The following is a 21,205-nucleotide window of genomic DNA, read 5'->3' as shown; positions in this document are numbered from 1 at the left end:
TCCGCGCCCCGCGCCGTACTGTCAGAGCCGCGGGATGCGCAGCCGCACATCCCGCAGCTCGCCGGCGAGTTCCGGGGGCAGGCCGGCGACCGCGTCCGACACCACCCCGGCGCGGGTGTAGTACCCCAGCCGCTCCTGCCGCACCATGCCGCTCAGCCGCAGCTTGACCGGCTGCGGCCGCTCCCGGCAGTCGGGCAGGCACCAGTCGCCGCCGGCGCTGCCGACCGCCTCCGCCGAGTCCCCGCCCCACGACCTCCAGCGCAGCTGCGACAGGGTGACCCGCTCGGTGAGCCGCAGAACGGCCGGGCGCTGCGCCGGGTGCCCGCTCATGTCCGCCACGAAGACCGGGCGGGTGCGCGGGGAGGGCGAGACGGCCGGGCCCTCGACCCGCAGCCCGCCGGGCTCCGCGCAGGCACAGGCGCAGCCGAGGACCACACCGAGCGCGAGGGCGCGGATCACGGCGGATAGGGGGCGCACACTGTCCTCATAGGGGCGGGTGAAAGCTTCGTACGCGCCACATAGTGCCACGCGCGTTCGCTCACGAATTCGATCCGGGGGCGGTCCCCGGCGGGGGCGGTGAGCTCACGGTTCGTCCCGGTACGTCTCCAGCAGCCGCAGCCACACCTCACTGACCGTCGGATAGGCCGGGACGGCGTGCCAGAGGCGGTCGAGGGGGACCTCGCCGACCACGGCGACGGTCGCGGCGTGCAGCAGCTCGCCCACGCCCGGCCCCACGAACGCGACGCCGACCGGCACCTCGCGGTCCAGGTCGACCACCATGCGGGCCCGGCCCCGGTAGTCGTCGGCGTACAGCGCGGCGCCGGCGACCCGCCCGAGGTCGTAGTCGACCACCCGCACCCGCAGTCCGCGGCGGCGCGCCTGCTCGGCCGTCAGGCCGACGGCCGCCACCTCGGGCTCGGTGAACACGACCTGGGGCGCGCCCGCCGCGTCGGCCGTCGCGGCGTGGGCGCCCCAGGGGCCGGTCTCCAGCGCCGGCCCGCCCCGCGCGCGGGCGCCGATCGCCGCGCCCGCGATCCGCGCCTGGTACTTGCCCTGATGGGTCAGGAGCGACCGGTGGTTGGCGTCGCCGACCGCGTACAGCCACTCGCCCGGGACGCCCTTGACCAGGCAGGTGTCGTCGACCTCCAGCCATGAGCCGGGTTCGAGGCCGACGGTCTCCAGGCCGAGGTCGTCCGTTCGGGGGGCGCGGCCGGTGGCGAACAGGACCTCGTCCACGACGACGTCCGTACGGCGGCCGGTGCGGTCCGTACGGTTGGCCGGGCCATCCGTACGGCGCTCGGCACCGTCCGCGGCGCGCTCGCCGGCGCCCGTACTGCCGGGGCCGGCGTTCGTACTGTCCGAGCCTCCGCCCGCACTGCTCGCGCCTCGACCCGTACCGCCCCGGGCGGCCGGTGCCTCCGTACGGCCGTTGTCCGCCGTCAGCGTCACCGTCACGGAGACCATGCCGTCCTCCGGGCGGCGGCGCACGGCCGTCACCGAGGTGCCCGTACGGATCTCCACCCCCGCCCGGGACAGTCCCTCGGCCACGTACTCGCCCACGAAGGGCTCCATCCTCGGCAGCAGCCGGTCGCCGCGGACCAGCAGCGTCACCTCGGAGCCCAGGGCGCGCCAGGCGGCGGCCATCTCCACCCCGACCACTCCCCCGCCGACGACCGCCAGCCGGCCCGGGACCTCCTTGGCCGAGGTGGCCTCGCGGCTGGTCCAGGGCCGGGCCTCCGCCAGCCCCGGCAGTTCGGGGAGCAGCGCCCGGCTGCCGGTGCACACCGCCACCGCGCGCCGGGCGGTCAGCAGCCGCCGTCCCCCGTCCGGGCCCTCGACCGCGACCCGCCGCGGGCCGTCGAGCCGGCCCCGGCCGCGGATGAGCTCCGCGCCGACCGAGTCCAGCCAGGAGACCTGCCCGTCGTCCTTCCAGTGCGCCGCGAAGGAGTCGCGGCGGGCGAGCACGGCGTCGGCGTCGAGCGGGCCCGAGACGGCCTCCCGGGCGCCCGCCACCGCGCCGGCCGCCGCGCGCGCCGCCATCGGGCGCAGCAGCGCCTTGCTGGGCATGCACGCCCAGTACGAGCACTCGCCGCCGACCAGTTCGCTCTCGACGACCGCGACGGTGAGCCCGGCGGCGCGAACCCGGTCGGCGAGGTTCTCGCCCGTCGGCCCGGCGCCGAGCACCACGACGTCGTACGCGTCCTCCACCACCGTCTCCGGGGTCCGGCTCATGGTCGCTGACCGCCTCTCTCGGGGTGCCGGCGAGTGTCCTGGGGCCGGCGGGCGTGCCGGCGGTGCCGCGGTGCCCATCCTTCCGCCGGGCCGCCGATCCGGCCACAGGACGCGATCCGGCCACGGACATCGGCCACCACGGCGCGCTCCGGCGAACCGGCGGCGGCACGGGCGCAGTATCTGTGCGCGGTTCCCGGTCAGGCCACCCGGTCGAACGCCGCCCACCGCTCGATCGCGAAGCGGCTGCCGTCCCGCCGCACCTCCGCCCCGCCGTGGCCGGGCAGATGCGCGGGGAAGACCAGGGAGCGCGTGTCCGCGGCCCACTCCAGCACGCGGCGGCGCGAGCGGGTCGCGGCCGCCTGGTCCTCGCTCAGGCAGGTGTCGCAGTCCGGCTCCACGAACTGCAGGGGGCTGTGCACCAGATCGCCGATGAACAGCGCGCGGTCACTGCCCGAGGCCAGGCGGAGCACGGCCGATCCGGGGGTGTGCCCCGGCGCCGGCTCCAGGGAGAGGTTGCCGTCGATGGTGTGCCCGCCCTCCCAGAGCACCGCCTGGCCGGCCAGGTGCACGGGCTCCACGCTCTCCCGGAACATGGTGGCGCGGTCCCCTTCGAGCGGCACACCGCCCAGGGAGCCGACCTTCGGCCGCGTGTTCGACGGGTGCCAGTAGTCGTAGTCGGCCTTGGCGATGAGATAGGTGGCGTTGGGGAACGTCGGCACCCATGCGCCGTCGCGCAGCCGGGTGTTCCAGCCGACGTGGTCGGCGTGCACATGGGTGTTCACCACGACGTCCACGTCCTCGGGGCGTACGCCGACGGCCTCCAGCCGGCCGAGGAAGTCGGTGCGCAGCCCGGACCAGGCGGGCATGTCGGACAGCGTCTTGTCGTTGCCGATGCCCGTGTCCACGAGGATCGTGCGGCCCTCGCTGCGCAGCACCCAGGTCTGTGCGACGGCGACGAGGTCGTCGGTGTCCGGCCGCCAGAAGTCGGGTGCCAGCCAGGACTCGTTGGCGCGCCACATCTCCGCGGTGGCGCCCGGGAAGACGGCGGAGGTGGGAGCGACCGGAGCATGCCATTCCACGACGCGGGTGATGTCCACCGCGCCCAAGGTGATCGTCTGCATGTCTTCGACGGTAGGCGGGTGGGGAGAGACGGCCAATAATCGAAAGCGCCCTCTCCATACGCGATCGTCTCGCCCGGGGCGGGTTGTTCGGGGGTCAGGAGGCGATACTTCGCCCATGGACGTACTCAGCGGCACCATGGCCGCGTTGCGCACCGGGCGCCCGTACTCCGCGCTGGCCGAGCACCGGGGGCCGTGGCGCTCGGACTTCCACCCGTTCGCCGGGGCGGGCTTCCATGTGGTGCTGCGCGGCAGTTGCCGCATGCTGCCGGCGTCGGGGACGGGGCCGGGATCGGGGCCGGCGGCCGGTCTGGAGTCGGGGGCCGGGCCGGAATCCGGGCCCGGGGTCGCTTCCTTGACGCTGGCGGCGGGCGACGTGGTGTTCCTGCCGCACGGCGCCGGCCACACGCTGACCGGCACCGGGGACGACGGCCCCCTCCTGCTGCTCTGCGGGGCCTACCGGCTGGAGCAGTCCCGGGCGCACCCGCTGCTCGCGGACTTCCCCGAGGTCGTCCACCTGCCCGCCGACACCGGCCGGCACCCGGCGCTGCGGTCCACCATCGCGCTGCTGGGAGGGGAGTTGGAGGACCCGCGCCCCGGGCAGGACACGGCCCTGCCCGCGCTCGTGGACCTGCTCTTCGTCCATCTGCTGCGCGCCTGGTTCGAGGAGCGGCGCTCGGCCCGTACGGCGACGGGCTGGTGCGTGGCGCTCACCGATCCCGCCATCGGGCCGGCGCTCCGGGCCATCCACGACGACCCGTCGAAGCCGTGGACGGTGGCGGGGCTCGCCGCGCGGGCCGGGCTGTCCCGGGCCGCGTTCGCCCGCCGCTTCACCGCGCTGGTGCGCCGGCCGCCGCTGGCGTATCTGACGTGGTGGCGGCTGACCACGGCGGCCTCACTGCTACGCGACTCCGATGCGCCCCTGGCGGCGGTGGCCCAGCGGGTCGGCTACGGCTCGCCGTTCGCCTTCGCCAACGCCTTCAAGCGGGAGTACGGCGTCTCGGCGGGGCGCTACCGTCAGCTGCGGCGCGAGGCCGACCGGTCGCCCACGGTCTGGGACGTCACGAGGGGCCCGGTGCCGGAGGCCACGGCTCCGGCCGCGGCCGGGGCCGCCTGTTCGACTGAGGCCGCGTGGTCGACCGGGGCCGTCTGCTCGACCGGAGCCGACGCGGCGGCCGGCGCGCCCTGCTGACCGGCCCGAGCGCCACCGGTCCGAGGCCCACCGGTCTGGGCGACGACGAGCGCGGCGAGGACGAGGAGCCCGCCCGCGGCCTGTGCCGGGGTCAGCCCCTGGCCGAGGACGATCGCACCCAGCGCCGTGGCGACCACCGGGCTCAGCAGCCCGAGGAAGGTGACATCGGTGGGCGGCAGGGCCCGTATCCCCCGGAACCACAGGGCGTAGGTGAGGGCGGCGCCGATGAGCGTGAGATAGCCGTAGCCGGCGAGGTTGGCCGCGGTGAGGACGGCCGGCGGCGGCCCCTCGACCAGGAGGGCGACCGGGAGCAGCAGCAGCCCGCCGGCGACGAGCTGCCAGCCGGTGGTGGCGAGCAGGGGCGCGGGCGACTGCCAGCGCTTGCTGAGCACGACGCCGGTGGCCATGACGACGGCGCTGCCGGCCGCGGCGGCGACACCGAGACCGTCGAGCCGCGCGTCGGCGCGCAGCACGAGCAGCCCCACGCCGGCCACCCCCGCCAGGCCGGCGAGCGCGGTGCGCGCGGAGAGGCGCTGGCCGAGCAGTCCTGCGGAGAGCGCGGCGACCAGCAGGGGCTGGACGGCGCCGATGGTGGCGGCGACGCCGCCGGGCAGCCGGTAGGCGGCGACGAACAACAGGGCCAGGAACGCCCCGATGTTGAGGGCGCCGAGCACGAGCGACCGCCACCACCAGATGCCGTGCGGCAGGCGGCGGGTGATCAGTACGAGCAGGACGCCGGCGGGGAGCGCCCGCACGACCGCCGCCAGCAGGGGCCGGCCGGGCGGCAGTAACTCGGTCGTGACGAGATAGGTGGTCCCCCAGACGGCGGGGGCCAGCGCGGTCACCAGGAGGATTCCGATTCGTTTGCTTAGCACTAAGCAAAAGTAGCTCAGCGCTAAGCAATCTCAACAGGGGTCGGCGGCGTGAGATACCTCACCGCTAAGAGAGTTGGTACGCTCCGACGGTGCCAGACCATGTCGACCGCATCCTCGAACAGTGGGCCGCCGAGCGCCCGGACCTGGACGTCTCACCGATGGCGGTGATCGGCCGCCTCACCCGGCTCACCCGGCTGATCGAGGCCGAGCTGGGTCGCACCTTCGCCGCGCACGGCCTGGACAGGGCGTCGTTCGACGTCCTCGCCACGCTGCGCCGCAGCGGCCCGCCCCACCGGCTGACGCCCGCAGAGCTGACGCGCACGGCGATGGTCACGTCCGGGGCGGTCACCCAGCGCCTGGACCGGCTCGAATCGCGGGGGCTGGTGACCCGGGCGCCCAACGCGGCGGACGGCCGCGGCGTCCTGGTCACCCTCACCCCCGAGGGCCGCGCCCTCGTCGACAGCGCCCTGCCGGACCACGTCGCCACGGAGCACCGCCTCCTGGCGGCCCTCGGCGAGCCCGACCGCACAGCCCTGGCGGAGACCCTGCGCACCCTCCTGGAGTCCCTGGGCGACGCGCCGCCGCCCACGCCGGCCGAGCGCCCGCGCGCCAAGCGGCCGGAGAGCTGATCGAGTCGCGCCTACGCTGCCGCCATGGGCACGGACGTGTACGGCTGCGTCGAGGTCAGGAACCCGAGCGCCGACGAGGACTGGTACGAGTGGCCGCCCTGGGTGCGGGCCATGGACCTGTATCCGCTGTACGAGCAGCAGGACTACGCGTCGCTCGGCTGCCTCTTCGGCGTGCGCAACGCGGCCGGCTGGGACCCGATCGCCGCCGGCCGGGGGCTGCCGCCGGACGTATCGCCCGCGTTCGAGGAGGAGTTCGAGCGGACCCGGGCCCTCGACCCGGCCGTGCACAGCCCGACGTGGGTGACGTGGGCAGAACTGTCCGAGGTCGACATGGACGCCACCCCGAGGGGAACGCGCGGCGCCCTCGTCCTGCGGGACACCCGCTCCCCGGCCCGCGAGGACCGCTACTGGATCGCCGACGCCTGGCCCCCGGCCGTCGTGAACCGGCTGGGCCCGTCGCTCGCGGACGGGCGCCCGGCCGACACCCCGTACGGCACCTGGACGGTGGGCACCACCCAGGTGACCTACCGGCGCTTCACCCGCCGGGACGCCATCGGCCCGGGAACGGGCTGGGACCACGTCTTCGCCGTCATGCGCGCTCTCGCCCCGCGCTTCGGCCCCGACGGCGTCCGCCTGGTCGTCTACTTCGACTGACCGCCGACGCTCGGCCGATCACCGGCGTTCGGCCGACCGCCGCCGGCTCGCGCCGAGCCGCTCGCCGGCAGAAGCCGGAACGCGAAAATCCCGCCCGATCAAGCAGATCGGACGGGATCGCGTCAACCGCTCTCGAAGCCGAGAACCGTTGGTGTTGTTGTGGACCTGAGGGGATTTGAACCCCTGACCCCCTCGATGCGAACGAGGTGCGCTACCGGACTGCGCCACAGGCCCTTGCAACGAGTGAAACCTTAGCACCCCGGCACGGGTGCTTGGAAATCCGTTCCCCCGCTGGTCAGCGAAGGCCCCCGAACGCGGGTGCGACGCGCGGTCGCAGCAGTCGCCGCGGTCGCGGGGCGGGGGCGCGGGTCACTCGTTGGCCGCGCGGGGGCGGTCGCCCTCGGCGTACTGGTCGAAGAGCGGCGTGCGGCCCCGCTCGCGGGCCCGGCGGCCGGGCTGGGCGCGGCCCGAGCGCGTGGTGGGCCCGGCCGCGGGCGCCTGCTGGCCCGCCGCGGCGTCGTCCGGCAGCTCCGCCGTGCTGGAGCGGGCCGAGCTCCAGGTGTCCGGGGCGTCCAGGTCGACGCTGCCCGTCGCCCGGGGCGCCACCGGCGCCGTGACATACGTCGGCAGCGGCACCGGCACCGGCTCCCAGCCCTCGCCCGCCGGCCGGCCGTGCTCGCGCTCGCGCTGCTGGTCGACCCACTCGGCGTGGTCCGTCTGCTCCACGAGGGCGCGGCGGCCCGCCGTGTGCGGGGAGGCGGGCGGCGCCTCCACCGGCGGCGCGGCGTCGACAGGGGGCGCGCCCTGCGCCGTACGGGCGACGCGGGCGTCCGTACGGTCGTCGTCCTCGGCCGGCTCCTGCGGGCGGGCCCCGCGCGGCTGCCGCTCCCGCAGGCGCGCGGCGGCGGCCTGGGCCTGGCGCTGGTCCATGGTGAACGCGAAGCGGCGGCGTTCCTGCGCGCGCAGATAGACGATGTACGCGCTCAGCAGTACTGCCGGAATGCCGGGCGCCCACAGGAACGCCAGACCGCCCACGGCCGCGACGATCGCGCCGAGGGTGAAGGCGAGGAAGAGCACCATGGTGGTGCGCCGGCGGCGGGCGAGCACCTTGGAGCGGCGGGCCCGCTCGGCGGCGCTGGGGCCGAGCGCCGCCTTGCGGCGGGCGGCCCGGCGGGCGGGCGCCCCGCCCGGCTCCTGGCCGGGCTCCTGACGGCCCTCCCGGTCGAGCGGCTCGGCCGGGGCGCCGGGGTCGAACGGGTCGGCGGAGTCGACGGCACCGGCGCCGGCGGGCTCGAAGCGCCCGTGACGGTCGCCCGGGCCGGACGGGTCACCGCGCTCCAGGAGCTCCGGCCGCTCGCCGAAACGCTGCTCCTCGAAGCGCTGCCCTTCGAAGCGCTGATCCTCGAAGCGCTGCTCGTCGAAGTACTCGGGCTGCTCGACCGGCCCCGGCCCCCCGGCGGACGAGGACCGCCCCCCGTGCCGTCCGGCCGCGGGCACGGTGAAGGCCCGGACGTCGACCAGATCGGTCACGGCGTCCGGGTCGACGACCGGCCCCGCCTCCCGCTCCGCGGAGAGGGCGAAGTCGTCCACATCGTCGAAGGGCCGCCCTTCCAGGCCCTTCCGGTCCTTGGCATAACGGCGTTCCATGCCCGCCCGTCCGGACAGCAGCCGGATGGCGGTGCTGAAGCGTTCCGTCGGACGGGCCTCATTGAGCTCGTCCTGCCTACGGAGCCACATCGGCACCAGATAGGCGGCCCAGGCCCCGACGATGACTGCGTAGATGAGGCCGCTGCTGCTCACGACTCACACGGTAGAGGGGTCCGCGTGAGCCCATCCGCCAATTGGCTCGGTGTGTCGCACGATCTGGCTGATATCTCGAACTTTTTTTGTGATTGTTCGGATGGGCCGGCCGCGGAGCCGCCGAATTGACGCCGAAATTCGAACATTTATTTTATTTCTGCGGAGTCCCAGGTCGGACCCGGTGCCAGCGGTTGAGCAGCCCCTCGGGAACCTCCTCGGCCGTCAACGCGAAGACCAGATGGTCCCGCCACGCACCGTCGATGTGGAGATAGCGGGGCCGGAGCCCCTCCTCGCGGAATCCCAGTTTCTCCACGACCCGGCGGCTCGGCCCGTTCTCCGGCCGGATGCAGACCTCCACCCGGTGCAGTCCGACCGCGCCGAAGCAGTGGTCGACCACGAGCGCCACGGCCGTCGGCATCACCCCGCGGCCGGCCACCGCCTGGTCCACCCAGTAGCCGACGTGCCCCGAGCACATCGACCCCCAGGTGATGCCCGCGACGGTGAGCTGTCCGGCGAGTTCCCCCCGGTACTGGATCACGAAGGGCAGCATCCGCCCGGCGTGTGCCTCCGCCCGCAGATGGCGCACCATCTGCCGGTACGTGGGCCGGTGGGCGACCGGGCCGCCGGGCACGGGCGGCGGGACGGTCGCCTCCCAGGGGCGCAGCCAGTCCCGGTTGCGGCGGTTGACCTCGCGCCAGGCGCGCTGGTCGCGCATGCGGATGGGGCGGAGGACGGTGTCGCCGTCCGCCAGTTGGACGGGCCAGGGGTTCATTCGGCGACCCGGGGGCCGCCCCCCGGACGGGCGTCGCCCACGGCGCCTGCGCTGCCCACCGGCCGGGGGTGGTCGCCGCCGCGGATCTGGTCCACCGCATGGGTGAGCAACCGCGCCAACACCGCGAGCCCGTCGCGGACCCCGCCGGTGGAGCCGGGCAGATTGACGATCAGGGTCGTGCCCGCGACGCCGGCGACGCCCCGCGAGAGCGCGGCCGTGGGCACCTTCGCGAGCCCCTCGGCCCGGATCGCCTCGGGGATGCCGGGCACCTCGCGGTCCAGGACGCGGCGCGTCATCTCCGGGGTGCGGTCCGTCGGCGAGATACCGGTGCCGCCGGTGGTCAGCACGACGTCGTACGCCGCCGCCACCGCCTCCCGCAGCACCGCCTCCACCGGCTCGCCGTCGGGCACCACGCGCGGGCCGTCGACCGCGAAGCCGAGGGCCGCGAGCCCCTCGACGAGCAGCGGGCCGCCCTTGTCGGCGTAGACACCGGCGGAGGCCCGGTTGGAGACGGTCACGGCCAGCGCGCGGTACGCCGGGGCCGCCGAGCCGCCCGCCGTCACGCGCCCGCCCCTTCCCGGCCGCCCCGGGACCAGTCGCCGGACGCGCCGCCCGTCTTCTCCTCGACCCGTACGTCCGAGATGACGGCGCCCTTGTCGACGGCCTTCACCATGTCGACCAGCGTCAGTGCGGCTACGGTCACGGCGGTCAGGGCCTCCATCTCGACGCCCGTGCGGTCGGTGGTCCTGACCGTCGCGACGATCTCGACGGCGTCGTCCGCGACGGTGAGGTCCACGGTCACCCCGGACAGGGCCAGCGGGTGACAGAGCGGGATCAGCTCGGGGGTGCGCTTGGCCCCCATGATGCCCGCGATCCTGGCCGTCGCCAGGGCGTCTCCCTTGGGCACTCCCTCGCCGCGCAGCAGTTCGACCACGCGCGGCGAGACGAGCACCCGGCCGACGGCGCGAGCGGTGCGCGCGGTGATCTCCTTGCCGGAGACGTCGACCATGCGGGCCGCGCCGGCGGCGTCGAGATGCGTGAGATGGGGCTGCGTGCTCATCGGTCCGTGCTCCCGGTGTCTGCGTGGGCAGCCACGGTACCGGCCGCACCACGCGCTACGCAGCGCAGGCCCGCGGCGCAGCCCGGGCCGGGTCGGCCCCGCACCACACCGCGCTACATCCCCGCCCCCTCAGCCGAGGGCGACGACCTCCACCTCGTCCCCCGGCGCGACCTCCGTCGTGGCCTCCGGTACGACGATCAGCGCGTCGGCGCGCGCCAGCGCCGCGACCAGATGGGAACCGGCGCCGCCGACAGGACTGACGCTGCCGACCTCCGCGCCGGGCCCCGGCGGGGTGTAGCTGCCGCGCAGAAACTGCCGTCGGCCCTCCGGCGAGGTCAGCGGCCGCTCCCCGGTCAGCCGGGCGCGCACGGTCTCGCGCTCCAGCGGGTGCAGGCCCATGAGCGCCCGGATCACGGGCCGTACGAACATCTCGAAGGAGACATAGGAGCTGACGGGGTTGCCCGGGAGCGCGAGGAGGGGCGTGCGGTCGGGGCCGATGCGCCCGAACCCCTGCGGCTTGCCCGGCTGCATGGCCAGCGCGCGGAACTCGACGCTCCCGCCGTACTCGTCCTTCTCCGCGAGCGCCTCCTTGACCACGTCGTACGCCCCCACGCTGACCCCGCCGCTGGTGACGATCAGATCGGCGCGTACGAGCTGGTCCTCGATGGCGGAGCGGAACGTTCCGGCGTCGTCGGCGACGGCGCCCACCCGATAGGCGATGGCCCCCGCGTCGCGCGCGGCGGCGGTGAGGGCGAAGCTGTTGGAGTCGTAGATCCGGCCCGGCGGCAACGGCTCGCCGGGCTGGACGAGTTCGCTGCCCGTGGAGATCACCACGACCCGGGGCCGGGGCCGCACCGTGACCGTGCCCCGGCCGATCGCGGCGAGCAGCCCGATCTGCGGCGGGCCCAGCACCGTGCCCGCGGCCAGGGCGGACTCCCCGGCCGCGACATCGCTGCCGCGCCGGCGGACGTACTGCCCGGCGACGACCGGGCGGTGGACCCGGACCTCGCCGCCGGCGCCCTCGGGAGCGGCGCTGTGCGCGGCCATGGCGGAGGCGGGGCCGCCGCCACCGCCGCCGTCGGTCCACTCCACCGGGACGACGGCCTCGGCGCCGGGCGGCAGGGGCGCGCCGGTCATGACCCGGGCCGCCTCGCCGGGGCCGACGGTGGGCGGCTCGCCGCTGCCCGCGGCGACGTCACCGATCACCGTGAGCACGGCGGGGAAGCGCTCCCCGGCCCCGGCCACGTCCGCGATGCGCACGGCGTAGCCGTCCATGGAGCTGTTGTCGAACGGCGGCAGGGCGGTGGGCACGGTGATGTCCTCGAGGAGGACGCAGCCCTGCGCGTCGAGGAGTTGGAGCTCGATGGGGTCGAGCGGGGTGACCTGGCGGACGATGTCGGCGAGGTGCTCGGCGACGGACCAGAGCCGGTCCGCGGACGCCGAGGCCTCCGGTCCGGCGCCCGGCTCGCCGGGCGGACCGGATGCGGCGGCCTGTTCAGCGGTGCTGCTCACAGTGCTCCATCTCCTCGGTGACATAACGGCGAAGCCAGTCCCGGAAGTCCGGTCCCAGGTCCTCACGTTCGCACGCGAGTCTGACAATGGCCCGCAGATAGTCGCCGCGGTCGCCGGTGTCGTACCGGCGACCGGTGAAGACCACGCCGTGCACCGGGCCGCCGATGTCCGGGTCGCTGGCCAGCGCCTGGAGGGCGTCGGTGAGCTGGATCTCGCCGCCGCGGCCCGGCTCGGTGGCGCGCAGCACGCCGAAGACGGCCGGGTCGAGGACGTAGCGGCCGATGACGGCGTAGTTGCTGGGGGCGTCCGCGGGGTCCGGCTTCTCCACGAGGCCGGTCACCTGCACCACGCCGTCCGTCTCGGTGGGCTTGACGGCCGCGCAGCCGTAGAGGTGGACCTGGGACGGGTCGACCTCCATCAGGGCGACGACGCTGCCGCCGTGCTGCTCCTGGATCTCGACCATGCGGGAGAGCAGCGGGTCGCGCGGGTCGATCAGGTCGTCGCCCAGCAGTACGGCGAAGGGCTCGTTCCCGACGTGCGGCGCGGCGCACAGAACGGCGTGCCCCAGGCCCCTCGGGTCGCCCTGGCGGACGTAGTGCATGGTCGCCAGGTCGCTGGACTCCTGGACCTTCGCCAGGCGGGTGGCGTCGCCCTTGCGGCTGAGCAGCTCTTCGAGCTCGTAGTTGCGGTCGAAGTGGTCCTCGAGAGGTCGCTTGTTGCGACCGGTGATCATCAGGACGTCGGAGAGGCCCGCGGTGACCGCTTCCTCGACGACGTACTGAATCGCGGGTTTGTCGACGACCGGGAGCATCTCCTTGGGAGTGGCCTTGGTGGCCGGCAGGAACCGGGTCCCCAAGCCCGCCGCGGGGATGACAGCCTTGGAGATCCGGGAGCGCGATTCAGTCATGTTCCGACTTTATCGGCTGCCCCTGGCCGGAAGACGGTGCTTGGACCAAGACGGACGGGCGGCCCGACGGGGCGCCACCGGGAGAGCGGGGACACGGTTGATCAGCGAAGGGGCCGAGAAGACGGCGCTGCGGCGGGACCTGCTGGCCAGGCGCGCCACCCTGGCGGCCGGGGAGATCCGGGCGGCGGCCGACGCGCTGGCGCGCCGGGCGCTGGAGCTGCCGGAGCTGTCCGGGGCCGGCACGGTGGGCGCCTATGTGTCGATCGGCGCGGAGCCGGGGACGCGGGAGCTGCTCGACGCCCTGCGGGAGCGGGGCGTACGGGTGCTGCTGCCCGTACTGCTGCCGGACAACGATCTGGACTGGGCGGTGTACGGCGGCTCGCGCCATCTGGTGCGCGCCCGGCGCGGGCTGCTGGAGCCGGACGGCGCGCGGCTGGGGCCGGGCGCCGTGCTGGAGGCCGACGCGCTGTTGCTGCCCGGGCTCGCGGTGGACGCGCGCGGCATGCGGCTCGGCCGCGGCGGCGGGAGTTACGACCGTGTGCTGCACCGCCTCGAACAGTACGGAGCGAGCCCGGCGCGGGTGGTGCTCCTCTACGCGCACGAGGTGGTCGCGCGGGTCCCTGAGGAACCGCACGACCACCCCGTGGACGCGGTGGTCACCCCGGACGGGGTGCTGCGCTTCTGATCGCTCCGATCGCTCCGACCACTCCGATCGGCCGCTGATCCGCCGCGCTCCTGTCGGGCGCGGCGGGCGGCTACGGAGTCAGCGCGAGCGTGTCCTCCGTCGACTCCTCCACGGCCTTCTCGCTGAAGGACCACGGCAGCAGCTCGCCCTTGGACCACTTCTCCGTCTGGTCGTCGTAGTGCGCGCTGTACGCGTGCCCCGAGGCGCCGGTGAGGTTGATCCAGCGGGACTTGTCGAGGTCCGCGAGGTTGACCACCATCCGCATCGACGGCACCCAGATGACGTCGTAGCCGCCCGCCGCGTTCCAGCCGGTGGCGTTGACGGCCGCCTCGCCGCCGCCGAGGTTCCACGGGCCGCGGTTGAGCATCCACCGCACGACGCCGGGGCCCTTGGTGCCGAGGGTCTGGTTCTTCAGCGTCAGCTGGTGGAGCCTGCCCCAGCTCCAGGTGTCGATGTTCTTGCCCAGCTTGGAGGTCAGCTCCCAGCGGGCGTCCTTCATCGCCTCGGCCAGGATCTTGTCGCGGTTGCCCTCCTTCTGCTGGTCGCTGCTGCCGAAGGTGCGCCAGTCGGTCCACCACTGGCTCTGCGGGTTCTCCAGCGCCTTGCGGACGACCTCGTACCAGCGGTCGCCGCCGTCGGGCTGGGCGGTGTCCGCCGAGCGCTCCCCGCACTCGCGGACGAGCCGGGTGTTGCCCTCCAGGTCCTCCACCGGGCCGGCGTCCTCGGCCGGGGGCACCCGCAGGCACTGGCCCTGGACGCGCAGTTCCTTGGGCAGCTTGTTGCCGAAGGCGAGCTTGAGGGTGTTGCGCCAGACCGCGTTGAAGTACGCGGCGGCGGCCGAGTCGGCGTCCTGGGTGTAGTCCCAGCCCTCGAGCAGTTTCTGTGCCTCGCGGACGTACGGGTCCTTGATGTCGATCTTGAGCAGATAGGGCGTCAGCACCTCGGCGATCTCGCTGCTGCTGTCCATCTGCATGGTGCGCATGTCGTCCGTGGAGACCTTGCCGCCGTCCTTGATCTTCGACTGGATGAGGTCGTTGATCCGCTGGCTCCGCGCGCCGTAGCCCCAGTCGGCGGTGAGCAGGTACGGGTACTTGGCCTTGTCGACCACGGCCTGGTTGGCGGTGACGATGTAGCCGCGCTGCGGGTCGTACTCCCACGGCATCGCGGACTGCGGGATGTAGTCCTTCCAGCCGAAGGAGGAGTCCCAGCCGGGCGCGGGGTAGCGGCCGTCGCCCTTCTTGCGCTCGGGGATCTTGCCGGGAGCCTGGTAGCCGATGTGGCCCTGGGTGTCGGCGTAGATCATGTTCTGCGACGGGACCTCGAAGTCGCGCGCCGCCTTGCGGAAGTCGTTGAAGTTCTTCGCGACGTTCAGCGCGAAGAGGCCGTCCATGGTCTTGCCGGGGTCCAGCGCGGTCCAGCGCAGGGAGACGGCGTAACCGGTGCCCCGGTCGGGCGCCGCGTTGCCCACGGGCGCCTTCTCGCCGACCTTGCCGAGCTCCTCGTTGCGGTCGGAGATGATCGGCCCGTTCGCAGTGGTACGGATGGTGATGTCCCGGTCCGCGCCACCCGCGACCTTGATGGTCTCCTTGCGCGTGGTGAAGGGCTGCTGCTTGCCGTCGTACAGATAGCCGTCGGCGGTGACCTTCTCCAGGTACAGGTCGGAGACGTCCGCGCCCAGGTTGGTGAAGCCCCAGGCGATGTCCTTGTTGTGCCCTATCACCACGCCCGGCATGCCGGCGAAGGTGTAGCCGGCCACGTCGAAGCGGCAGGAGTCGCCGACGCTGACGCAGTGCAGGCCCATCTGGTACCAGAGCGAGGGCATCTGGGGCGCCAGGTGCGGGTCATTGGCGAGCAGCGGCTTACCGGTGGTCGTGTACTTGCCGGCGACCACCCACGAGTTCGAGCCGATGCCGTTGCCGTTCGGGCCGAGCAGCGCCGGGATCTTCTCCAGGGACTTGGCGAGCGAGGACAGCTGCGTCTGGACGCCGGCGCCCGCGGAGGCCGCGGAGCCCGCGCCCTGACCGGCGCCCGCACCCTGGCCCGCACCCTGGCCCGCGCCCGTACGGTTCGAGCCGGCGCCCGTACTGCCGGAGGCGCCACTGCCCGGGGCGCCCGCACCCGTACTGCCGGAGGCACCGCTGCCGCCGGCCGCCGGCGCGGTGGCCTTGGGGTCGAACTCCTTCGACGAGGGGCTGACCCCGCCGCCGTCGACGATCGGCTTGTTCCGGTCGTACGGGTACGCCGGGTACAGCTCCTCGATCTGCTGGGGCGTGAGGCGGCCCGAGAGCAGCGCGCGGTCGATCTCGTCCTGCATGTTGCCGCGCAGGTCCCAGGCCATGGCCTTGAGCCAGGCCACGGAGTCGACCGGGGTCCACTTCTCCGGGGTGTAGTCGGTGACGAAGTCCAGCGCCGCGTACTCCACGGACAGGGCGTCGCCCTTGCGCTGCTTCAGGTAGGCGTTGACGCCGTCCGAGTACGCCTCGAGGTATTTCTTGGTCCGGGGCGACAGCTTGGTCTTGTACTCCTCCTCGGCCACCTGCCGCCAGCCCATGGTGCGCAGGAAGGCGTCGGTCTCCACCTGCTCCTTGCCGAACATCTCGGAGAGCCGGCCCGCGGTCATGTGACGGCGGACGTCCATCTCCCAGAAGCGGTCCTGCGCCTGGACGAAGCCCTGGGCGCGGAAGAGGTCCTCGTCGGTGTGGGCGTAGATCTGCGGGATGCCGTAGGCGTCCCGCTTGACCTGGACGGGCTGGGCGAGCCCCTCGAGCTTGAGGGAACCGGTGGTCTCCGGGAAGGAGGCCCGCACCGTGCTGACGCTCCAGTACGTGCCGTAGCCGACGCCCGCGACGAGCAGCAGCACGACTGCGATCACGAGGAGACGGGCACGTCGCCCCTTCTTCTTGGTGGAAGGGCCGTTCTTGTTGGCGGGCATCGCTGTCCTTAGAGGGGCAGTGTGGTCCTGGAGTGCTTTAGCAACCATAGGCGCAGGGCCGGAGCCGCCCCTACGCGGAGTCAGTGCCGGAAGCGGGATGCGTCAAGAACCCGTAAAATGTTAGGTAAGGCAATGAAGTTCTGCTCGGCTGAGGGAACGTTCCGGCCGACAACCGCGAGAAAGGGTCCGGCCCCTGACTGTCCACCACCTCAACCAACTCCTGCTCGTGTGCTCCCTCGTCCTGCTCGTGGCGGTCGCCGCGGTCCGGCTCTCCTCGCGCAGCGGGCTCCCCAGCCTGCTCATCTATCTCGGGATCGGCGTGGCCATCGGCCAGGACGGGCTCGGAGTCACCTTCGACGATGCCGGGTTGACCCAGTTGATCGGTTATGCCGCACTTGTGGTGATCCTGGCCGAAGGCGGACTCGGCACGAAATGGAGGGAGATCAAACCCGCCCTGCCCATGGCGGCAGTACTGTCGACGGCGGGCGTCGCGATCAGCGTGGGCATCACGGCGGCGGGGGCCCACTATCTGGTGGGGTTGGACTGGCGACAGTCACTGATCATCGGTGCGGTGGTGTCCTCCACGGACGCGGCGGCGGTCTTCTCCGTACTGCGCAGGGTGCCCCTGCCCCCGCGGCTGACGGGCGCGCTGGAGGCGGAGTCCGGCTTCAACGACGCCCCCGTGGTCATCCTGGTCGTCGCCTTCTCCACGGCGGGACCGGTGGAGGACTGGTACGTCCTCCTGGGCAAGATCGCCCTGGAGCTGGCGATCGGCGCCGCCGTCGGCCTCGCGGTCGGCACGCTCGGCGCGTACGGGCTGCGGCACGTGGCGCTGCCCGCCTCCGGCCTCTACCCGATCGCGGTCATGGCCATCGCGGTGATGGCGTACGCGGGCGGCGCCCTGGCGCACGGCAGCGGCTTCCTCGCCGTCTACCTGGCGTCCCTGGTGCTCGGCAACGCCAAGCTGCCGCACTGGCCCGCGACCAAGGGGTTCGCCGAGGGGCTCGGCTGGATCGCGCAGATCGGCATGTTCGTGCTGCTCGGCCTGCTGGTGACGCCGCACGAGCTGGCCGACGACGTCTGGCCCGCGGTGGTGGTGGGGCTGGTGCTGACGCTGGTGGCCCGCCCGGTCTCCGTTCTGCTGAGCACGGCCCCCTTCCGCACCCCCTGGGGCGAGCGGGCGCTGCTCTCCTGGGCGGGGCTGCGCGGCGCGGTCCCGATCGTCCTGGCGACGATCCCGATGGTCGCCCAGGTCTCCGACAGCCGCCGGATCTTCAACATGGTCTTCTGCCTGGTGATCGTCTACACCCTGGTGCAGGGGCCGACGCTGCCCTGGCTGGCCAAGCGGCTGCGGCTGGGGGCGCCCGAGCCCGCGGCCGACCTCGGCATCGAGTCCGCGCCGCTGGAGCGGCTGCGCGGCCATCTGCTGTCCGTCGCGGTGCCGGTGGACTCCCGGATGCACGGCGTGGAGATCGCGGAGCTGCGGCTGCCCCCGGGGGCGGCGGTGACCCTGGTCGTGCGCGAGGGCACCAGCTTCGTGCCGGGGCCGACGACCGTACTGCGGCGCGGCGACGAGCTGCTGGTGGTGGCCACCGATCCGGTGCGCGACCAGGCGGAACGGCGGCTGCGGGCGGTGGCCCGGGGCGGCAAGCTGGCGGACTGGCTCGGCACGGGGGGCAACAACAACCACTGAGGGGCGCGGCGCCGCCGTACGGTCCGGCCGGGGCGCCGTACGGTCGCCGGGCGCTCGGGCCGTGGGGGGCCTCCCGGCCCGGGCGGCGGGCGGCGGGCGGCCTGGAAAGCCAGGCAGGGGCGGCGCGGTGTCCGATACATCACAGGTGCGGACGCGATCCGACCTTGTAGAATCGACGGGCAACGATTCAACCCACTCTGCCTGACGCAGAGCTGGCACGACCGCACGGCGGCCGTCGCTCCCACACGGAGGAGCGCGGTATCTACCCCGGTCTGCGCGAGAGGACAGCTCTCGGCGCGCTCCGGAAGGCGATCCCCTGCCCGGTTGCGCGCTACCAGGCGGCGGAAAGGTACGGCCGTGGCGTCCACGGTCTCCGAGCGTCCGGGATACGGACAACTACTGCGCACACCCGGCGCGTGGACCTTCCTGGTCCCCGGGTTTCTGGCCCGGCAGCCCTTCGCGATGCTGACGATCAGCATCGTGCTGCTCGTCGAACACACCTCGGGCTCCTATGGCACCGCGGGCGCCGTCGCGGCCGTCACCGGTGTCTCCATGGCGCTGTTCGCCCCGCAGAGCGGGAAGCTGGCCGACCGGTTCGGCCAGGGCGCCGTACTGGTTCCCGGCGTACTGGTGCACGCGGCGGCGGTCGCCGTACTGACGGCGCTCGCCCTGGGCTCCGCGCCCACCTGGGCACTGTTCCTGGCGGCGGTGCCGGCCGGTGCCTCCGTGCCGCAGGTCGGCCCGATGGTGCGGGCCCGCTGGGCGGCGAAGCTGGACGGCTCGCCCCTGATGAGCACCGCGGCGGCGTTCGAGTCGGTCACGGACGAGTTCACCTTCGTGATCGGCCCCGTGCTCGCCACCGCCCTGTGCGCCGGCGTCCACCCGGCGGCCGGCCTGGCCGCGGAGGGCGTGCTGACCCTGGTCGGCGGCCTGTTCTTCGCCGCCCAGCGCCGCACCGCCCCGCCGGCGAGCCGCGCGGCCGGTGGCTCCCACGAGAAGCGCGCCTCGGCGCTGTCCATCGCGGGTGTGCGGGTGCTGGCCGTGGCCCTGCTCGGCATCGGCACGGTCTTCGGCGGCATGCAGGTCTCGCTGACCGCGTTCACCGAGGAGATCGGCAAGCCGGGCATGAACGGCCTGCTGTACGGCACGTTCGCGGCCGGCAACATGCTGGCCGGCATCGCCTGCGGCGCCATCGCCTGGAAGATCACCCCGCAGCGCCGGCTGCTGACGGCCTACGCGGCCCTGACGCTGGTCGCCGCCACCCTGTGGGCCGCGCACTCGCCGCTGCTGCTGGGCGCCCTGGGGCTGCTCGTCGGCCTCTGCATCGCCCCGGCGCTCATCACCGGCTACACCCTGGTGGAGTCGCTGGTGCCGGCCACCGCCCGTACGGAGGCGTTCACCTGGCTGACGGGGTCGGTCGCGCTGGGCCAGGCGTCCGGCTCGACCGCGGCCGGACAGCTGGCGGACCGCTTCGGCTCCAGCGCCGGTTTCACCGTGCCGCTGATCGGCACAGGACTGGCGCTGGCCACCGTACTGCTGCTGCGCCGGCGGCTCGTGCCGCCCACGGTGAGCCGGGTCGCCGCGCGTGGAGTCGGTCACCGTACGCCCGTCGCGGTGGACTGATCCCGGGGAATGCTGCACTATTAAGCGTCGTTAGCACTCATTGAGTGAGAGTGCCAGGAGGAGAAGTGCCGACCTATCAGTACCAGTGCACCGCGTGCGGCGAGGGCCTCGAGGCGGTGCAGAAGTTCACCGACGAGGCGCTCACGGAGTGCCCGAGCTGCGACGGCCGCCTGCGCAAGGTGTTCTCGGCGGTAGGCGTGGTCTTCAAGGGCTCCGGGTTCTACCGGACCGACAGCCGCGGCTCGTCCAGCTCCAGCAGCACGAGCAGCAGCTCGAAGAGCACCTCGGCCAAGAGCGACAGCGGCAGCTCGTCCTCGACGTCCTCCGCGACGTCCGCTTCGTCGGCGTCCTCCTCGGCGTCCGGCTCCTCGGCGTCCAGCAGCACCGCGGCCTGACGGCCGCCGTCGGCACGGACCCTTGCGCTTCGGCCCCGCCGCCTCCCCCGGGAGGCGGCGGGGCCTTCGCCTTTCCCCGGGCCTTCGCCTTTCCCGGGGTTCCGGCCGGGCGCCGTTCCCGGCCGGAGCTCCCCTAGGGTGACGGGCATGGCGACGACAGGGGAGGCGACGGGCGTGGGAGACGGGACCGTGGTGGACGGCGCGCGGGCGGAGATCGGGGTCATCGGGGGCTCGGGGTTCTACTCCTTCCTCGACGACGTGACGGAGGTCACGGTGGACACGCCCTACGGTCCGCCGAGCGACTCGCTCTTCCTCGGGGAGATCGCGGGCCGGCGCGTGGCCTTCCTCCCCCGGCACGGCCGGCGGCACCATCTGCCGCCGCACCGCATCAACTACCGCGCCAACCTGTGGGCGCTGCGCTCGGTGGGGGTCCGGCGCGTGCTGGGGCCCTGCGCGGTGGGCGGGCTGCGCCCCGAGTACGGCCCCGGGACGCTGCTCATACCGGACCAGCTGGTGGACCGCACGGCGGGCCGGGCGCAGACCTTCTACGACGGCGAGGCGCTCCTCGACGGCCGGGTGCCGCCGGTGGTGCACGTGTCGTTCGCCGATCCGTACTGCCAGGAGGGGCGGAAGGCCGCGCTCCAGGCGGCTCGCGCCCGGGAGTGGGAGCCGGTGGACGGCGGCACGCTGGTGGTCGTCGAGGGGCCGCGCTTCTCCACCCGGGCGGAGTCGCGGTGGTACGCCGCCCAGGGCTGGTCGGTGGTCGGCATGACGGGCCACCCGGAGGCGGTGCTCGCCCGCGAGCTCGGCCTCTGTTACACGTCGCTGACGCTGGTCACGGACCTGGACGCGGGCGCGGAGACGGGTGAGGGCGTCTCCCACCAGGAGGTCCTGGAGGTGTTCGCGCAGAACGTGGGCCGGCTGCGGGAGGTCATCTTCGACACCGTCGGCGGGCTGCCGGCCGGGCCGCAGGGCGACTGCGCCTGCGCGCGGGCGCTGGACGGCGTGGAGACGGGTCTCGGCCTGGGGTGACGCGGCGCGCCCCGGCGTGCCCGAGGCGCCCGAAGCGCTGGAGACGGGCGCCGACTGCTGGAGGGGCATCGGCGTGCGACGGGAGCCGGCCGCG

18 protein-coding genes, 1 tRNA gene and 1 pseudogene are annotated in these 21,205 nt (G+C 73.9%); 8 read left to right on the top strand and 12 right to left on the bottom strand.

The window, feature by feature from the left end; genetic code table 11:
- Positions 1 to 21 precede the first annotated feature (21 nt).
- The 3 genes from ACSNOD_RS01415 to ACSNOD_RS01405 all read right to left on the bottom strand — a co-directional run bounded on the left by ACSNOD_RS01415 (position 22) and on the right by ACSNOD_RS01405 (position 3,353).
- Positions 22 to 459 carry a hypothetical protein gene (locus ACSNOD_RS01415; protein ID WP_436764824.1) on the bottom strand — a complete coding sequence of 146 codons (438 nt, stop codon included), beginning with the start codon at positions 457 to 459 and terminating at the stop codon, positions 22 to 24.
- 123 nt (positions 460 to 582) lie between these two features.
- Positions 583 to 2,232 carry a dihydrolipoyl dehydrogenase family protein gene (locus ACSNOD_RS01410; protein ID WP_436764823.1) on the bottom strand — a complete coding sequence of 550 codons (1,650 nt, stop codon included), beginning with the start codon at positions 2,230 to 2,232 and terminating at the stop codon, positions 583 to 585.
- A 197-nt stretch (positions 2,233 to 2,429) separates the two neighbouring features.
- On the bottom strand, positions 2,430 to 3,353 hold the full coding sequence (locus ACSNOD_RS01405; RefSeq protein ID WP_436764822.1) for an MBL fold metallo-hydrolase: 924 nt from the start codon (positions 3,351 to 3,353) through the stop codon (positions 2,430 to 2,432).
- Positions 3,354 to 3,468: 115 nt separating this feature from the next.
- On the opposite strand from ACSNOD_RS01405, the pseudogene ACSNOD_RS01400 reads away from it, so the two are divergent.
- Positions 3,469 to 4,371: pseudogene (locus ACSNOD_RS01400) on the top strand (AraC family transcriptional regulator); the annotation flags it as partial.
- Here the strand turns inward: ACSNOD_RS01400 and ACSNOD_RS01395 are convergent.
- Positions 4,368 to 5,417 (bottom strand): EamA family transporter, encoded by a 1,050-nt coding sequence (locus tag ACSNOD_RS01395; protein WP_436764821.1) that lies wholly within the window; start codon positions 5,415 to 5,417, stop codon positions 4,368 to 4,370. The pseudogene ACSNOD_RS01400 and the gene ACSNOD_RS01395 overlap by 4 nt on opposite strands.
- Positions 5,418 to 5,506: 89 nt before the next feature.
- Here ACSNOD_RS01395 and ACSNOD_RS01390 point away from each other — a divergent pair, with 89 nt between their 5' ends.
- Positions 5,507 to 6,046 carry a MarR family winged helix-turn-helix transcriptional regulator gene (locus ACSNOD_RS01390; RefSeq protein ID WP_436764820.1) on the top strand — a complete coding sequence of 180 codons (540 nt, stop codon included), beginning with the start codon at positions 5,507 to 5,509 and terminating at the stop codon, positions 6,044 to 6,046.
- A gap of 24 nt (positions 6,047 to 6,070) precedes the next feature.
- Positions 6,071 to 6,700, top strand: a complete 630-nt coding sequence (locus tag ACSNOD_RS01385; RefSeq protein WP_436764819.1) for a hypothetical protein — start codon at positions 6,071 to 6,073, stop codon at positions 6,698 to 6,700.
- Between the two features lie 160 nt (positions 6,701 to 6,860).
- On the opposite strand, the gene ACSNOD_RS01380 is transcribed toward ACSNOD_RS01385, so the two are convergent.
- The 7 genes from ACSNOD_RS01380 to galU form a co-directional block, all read right to left on the bottom strand.
- Positions 6,861 to 6,934, bottom strand: a tRNA-Ala gene (locus ACSNOD_RS01380).
- A gap of 135 nt (positions 6,935 to 7,069) precedes the next feature.
- Positions 7,070 to 8,500, bottom strand: a complete 1,431-nt coding sequence (gene sepX, locus ACSNOD_RS01375; protein ID WP_436764818.1) for a divisome protein SepX/GlpR — start codon at positions 8,498 to 8,500, stop codon at positions 7,070 to 7,072.
- Positions 8,501 to 8,651: 151 nt separating this feature from the next.
- On the bottom strand, positions 8,652 to 9,272 hold the full coding sequence (locus ACSNOD_RS01370) for a GNAT family N-acetyltransferase (protein WP_436764817.1): 621 nt from the start codon (positions 9,270 to 9,272) through the stop codon (positions 8,652 to 8,654).
- Positions 9,269 to 9,835 (bottom strand): MogA/MoaB family molybdenum cofactor biosynthesis protein, encoded by a 567-nt coding sequence (locus ACSNOD_RS01365; protein ID WP_436764816.1) that lies wholly within the window; start codon positions 9,833 to 9,835, stop codon positions 9,269 to 9,271. The genes ACSNOD_RS01370 and ACSNOD_RS01365 overlap by 4 nt, the downstream gene beginning before the upstream one ends.
- Positions 9,832 to 10,332, bottom strand: a complete 501-nt coding sequence (gene moaC / locus ACSNOD_RS01360) for a cyclic pyranopterin monophosphate synthase MoaC (protein ID WP_436764815.1) — start codon at positions 10,330 to 10,332, stop codon at positions 9,832 to 9,834. The genes ACSNOD_RS01365 and moaC overlap by 4 nt, the downstream gene beginning before the upstream one ends.
- A 129-nt stretch (positions 10,333 to 10,461) precedes the next feature.
- Positions 10,462 to 11,844, bottom strand: coding sequence for a molybdotransferase-like divisome protein Glp (gene glp, locus ACSNOD_RS01355; protein ID WP_436764814.1), 1,383 nt, complete (start codon positions 11,842 to 11,844; stop codon positions 10,462 to 10,464).
- Positions 11,828 to 12,751, bottom strand: a complete 924-nt coding sequence (galU, locus tag ACSNOD_RS01350) for a UTP--glucose-1-phosphate uridylyltransferase GalU (RefSeq protein WP_436764813.1) — start codon at positions 12,749 to 12,751, stop codon at positions 11,828 to 11,830. The genes glp and galU overlap by 17 nt, the downstream gene beginning before the upstream one ends.
- A gap of 97 nt (positions 12,752 to 12,848) precedes the next feature.
- Between galU and ACSNOD_RS01345 the strand changes: the two genes are divergently transcribed.
- The gene (locus tag ACSNOD_RS01345) at positions 12,849 to 13,436 is read left to right on the top strand and encodes a 5-formyltetrahydrofolate cyclo-ligase (RefSeq protein WP_436764812.1); all 588 of its coding nucleotides are present in this window, start codon (positions 12,849 to 12,851) and stop codon (positions 13,434 to 13,436) included.
- A 70-nt stretch (positions 13,437 to 13,506) separates the two neighbouring features.
- Here the strand turns inward: ACSNOD_RS01345 and ACSNOD_RS01340 are convergent, their stop codons facing one another.
- Entirely contained in the window at positions 13,507 to 16,368 is a 2,862-nt protein-coding gene (locus tag ACSNOD_RS01340; RefSeq protein WP_436764811.1) for a penicillin acylase family protein, read from the bottom strand.
- Positions 16,369 to 16,594: 226 nt separating this feature from the next.
- On the opposite strand from ACSNOD_RS01340, the gene ACSNOD_RS01335 reads away from it, so the two are divergent.
- The 4 genes from ACSNOD_RS01335 (at position 16,595) to ACSNOD_RS01320 (ending at position 21,111) form a co-directional block, all read left to right on the top strand.
- Positions 16,595 to 18,061 carry a potassium/proton antiporter gene (locus ACSNOD_RS01335; RefSeq protein ID WP_436764810.1) on the top strand — a complete coding sequence of 489 codons (1,467 nt, stop codon included), beginning with the start codon at positions 16,595 to 16,597 and terminating at the stop codon, positions 18,059 to 18,061.
- A 357-nt stretch (positions 18,062 to 18,418) separates the two neighbouring features.
- On the top strand, positions 18,419 to 19,684 hold the full coding sequence (locus tag ACSNOD_RS01330; protein WP_436764809.1) for an MFS transporter: 1,266 nt from the start codon (positions 18,419 to 18,421) through the stop codon (positions 19,682 to 19,684).
- A 65-nt stretch (positions 19,685 to 19,749) separates the two neighbouring features.
- A complete protein-coding gene (locus ACSNOD_RS01325; RefSeq protein WP_436764808.1) occupies positions 19,750 to 20,079 on the top strand; it encodes an FmdB family zinc ribbon protein in 330 nt (109 codons plus the stop codon).
- A gap of 147 nt (positions 20,080 to 20,226) precedes the next feature.
- Positions 20,227 to 21,111: an S-methyl-5'-thioadenosine phosphorylase gene (locus ACSNOD_RS01320; RefSeq protein WP_436764807.1), complete on the top strand. Its 885-nt coding sequence runs from the start codon at positions 20,227 to 20,229 to the stop codon at positions 21,109 to 21,111.
- The last annotated feature ends 94 nt before the right edge of the window (positions 21,112 to 21,205 follow it).

Origin of the sequence: Streptomyces sp. URMC 123, from assembly GCF_051386515.1 — a bacterium.
Classification (GTDB): domain Bacteria; phylum Actinomycetota; class Actinomycetes; order Streptomycetales; family Streptomycetaceae; genus Streptomyces.
The sequence above is the reverse complement of the archived record's forward strand: the minus strand, read 5'-3'. Positions and strand labels throughout refer to the sequence as shown.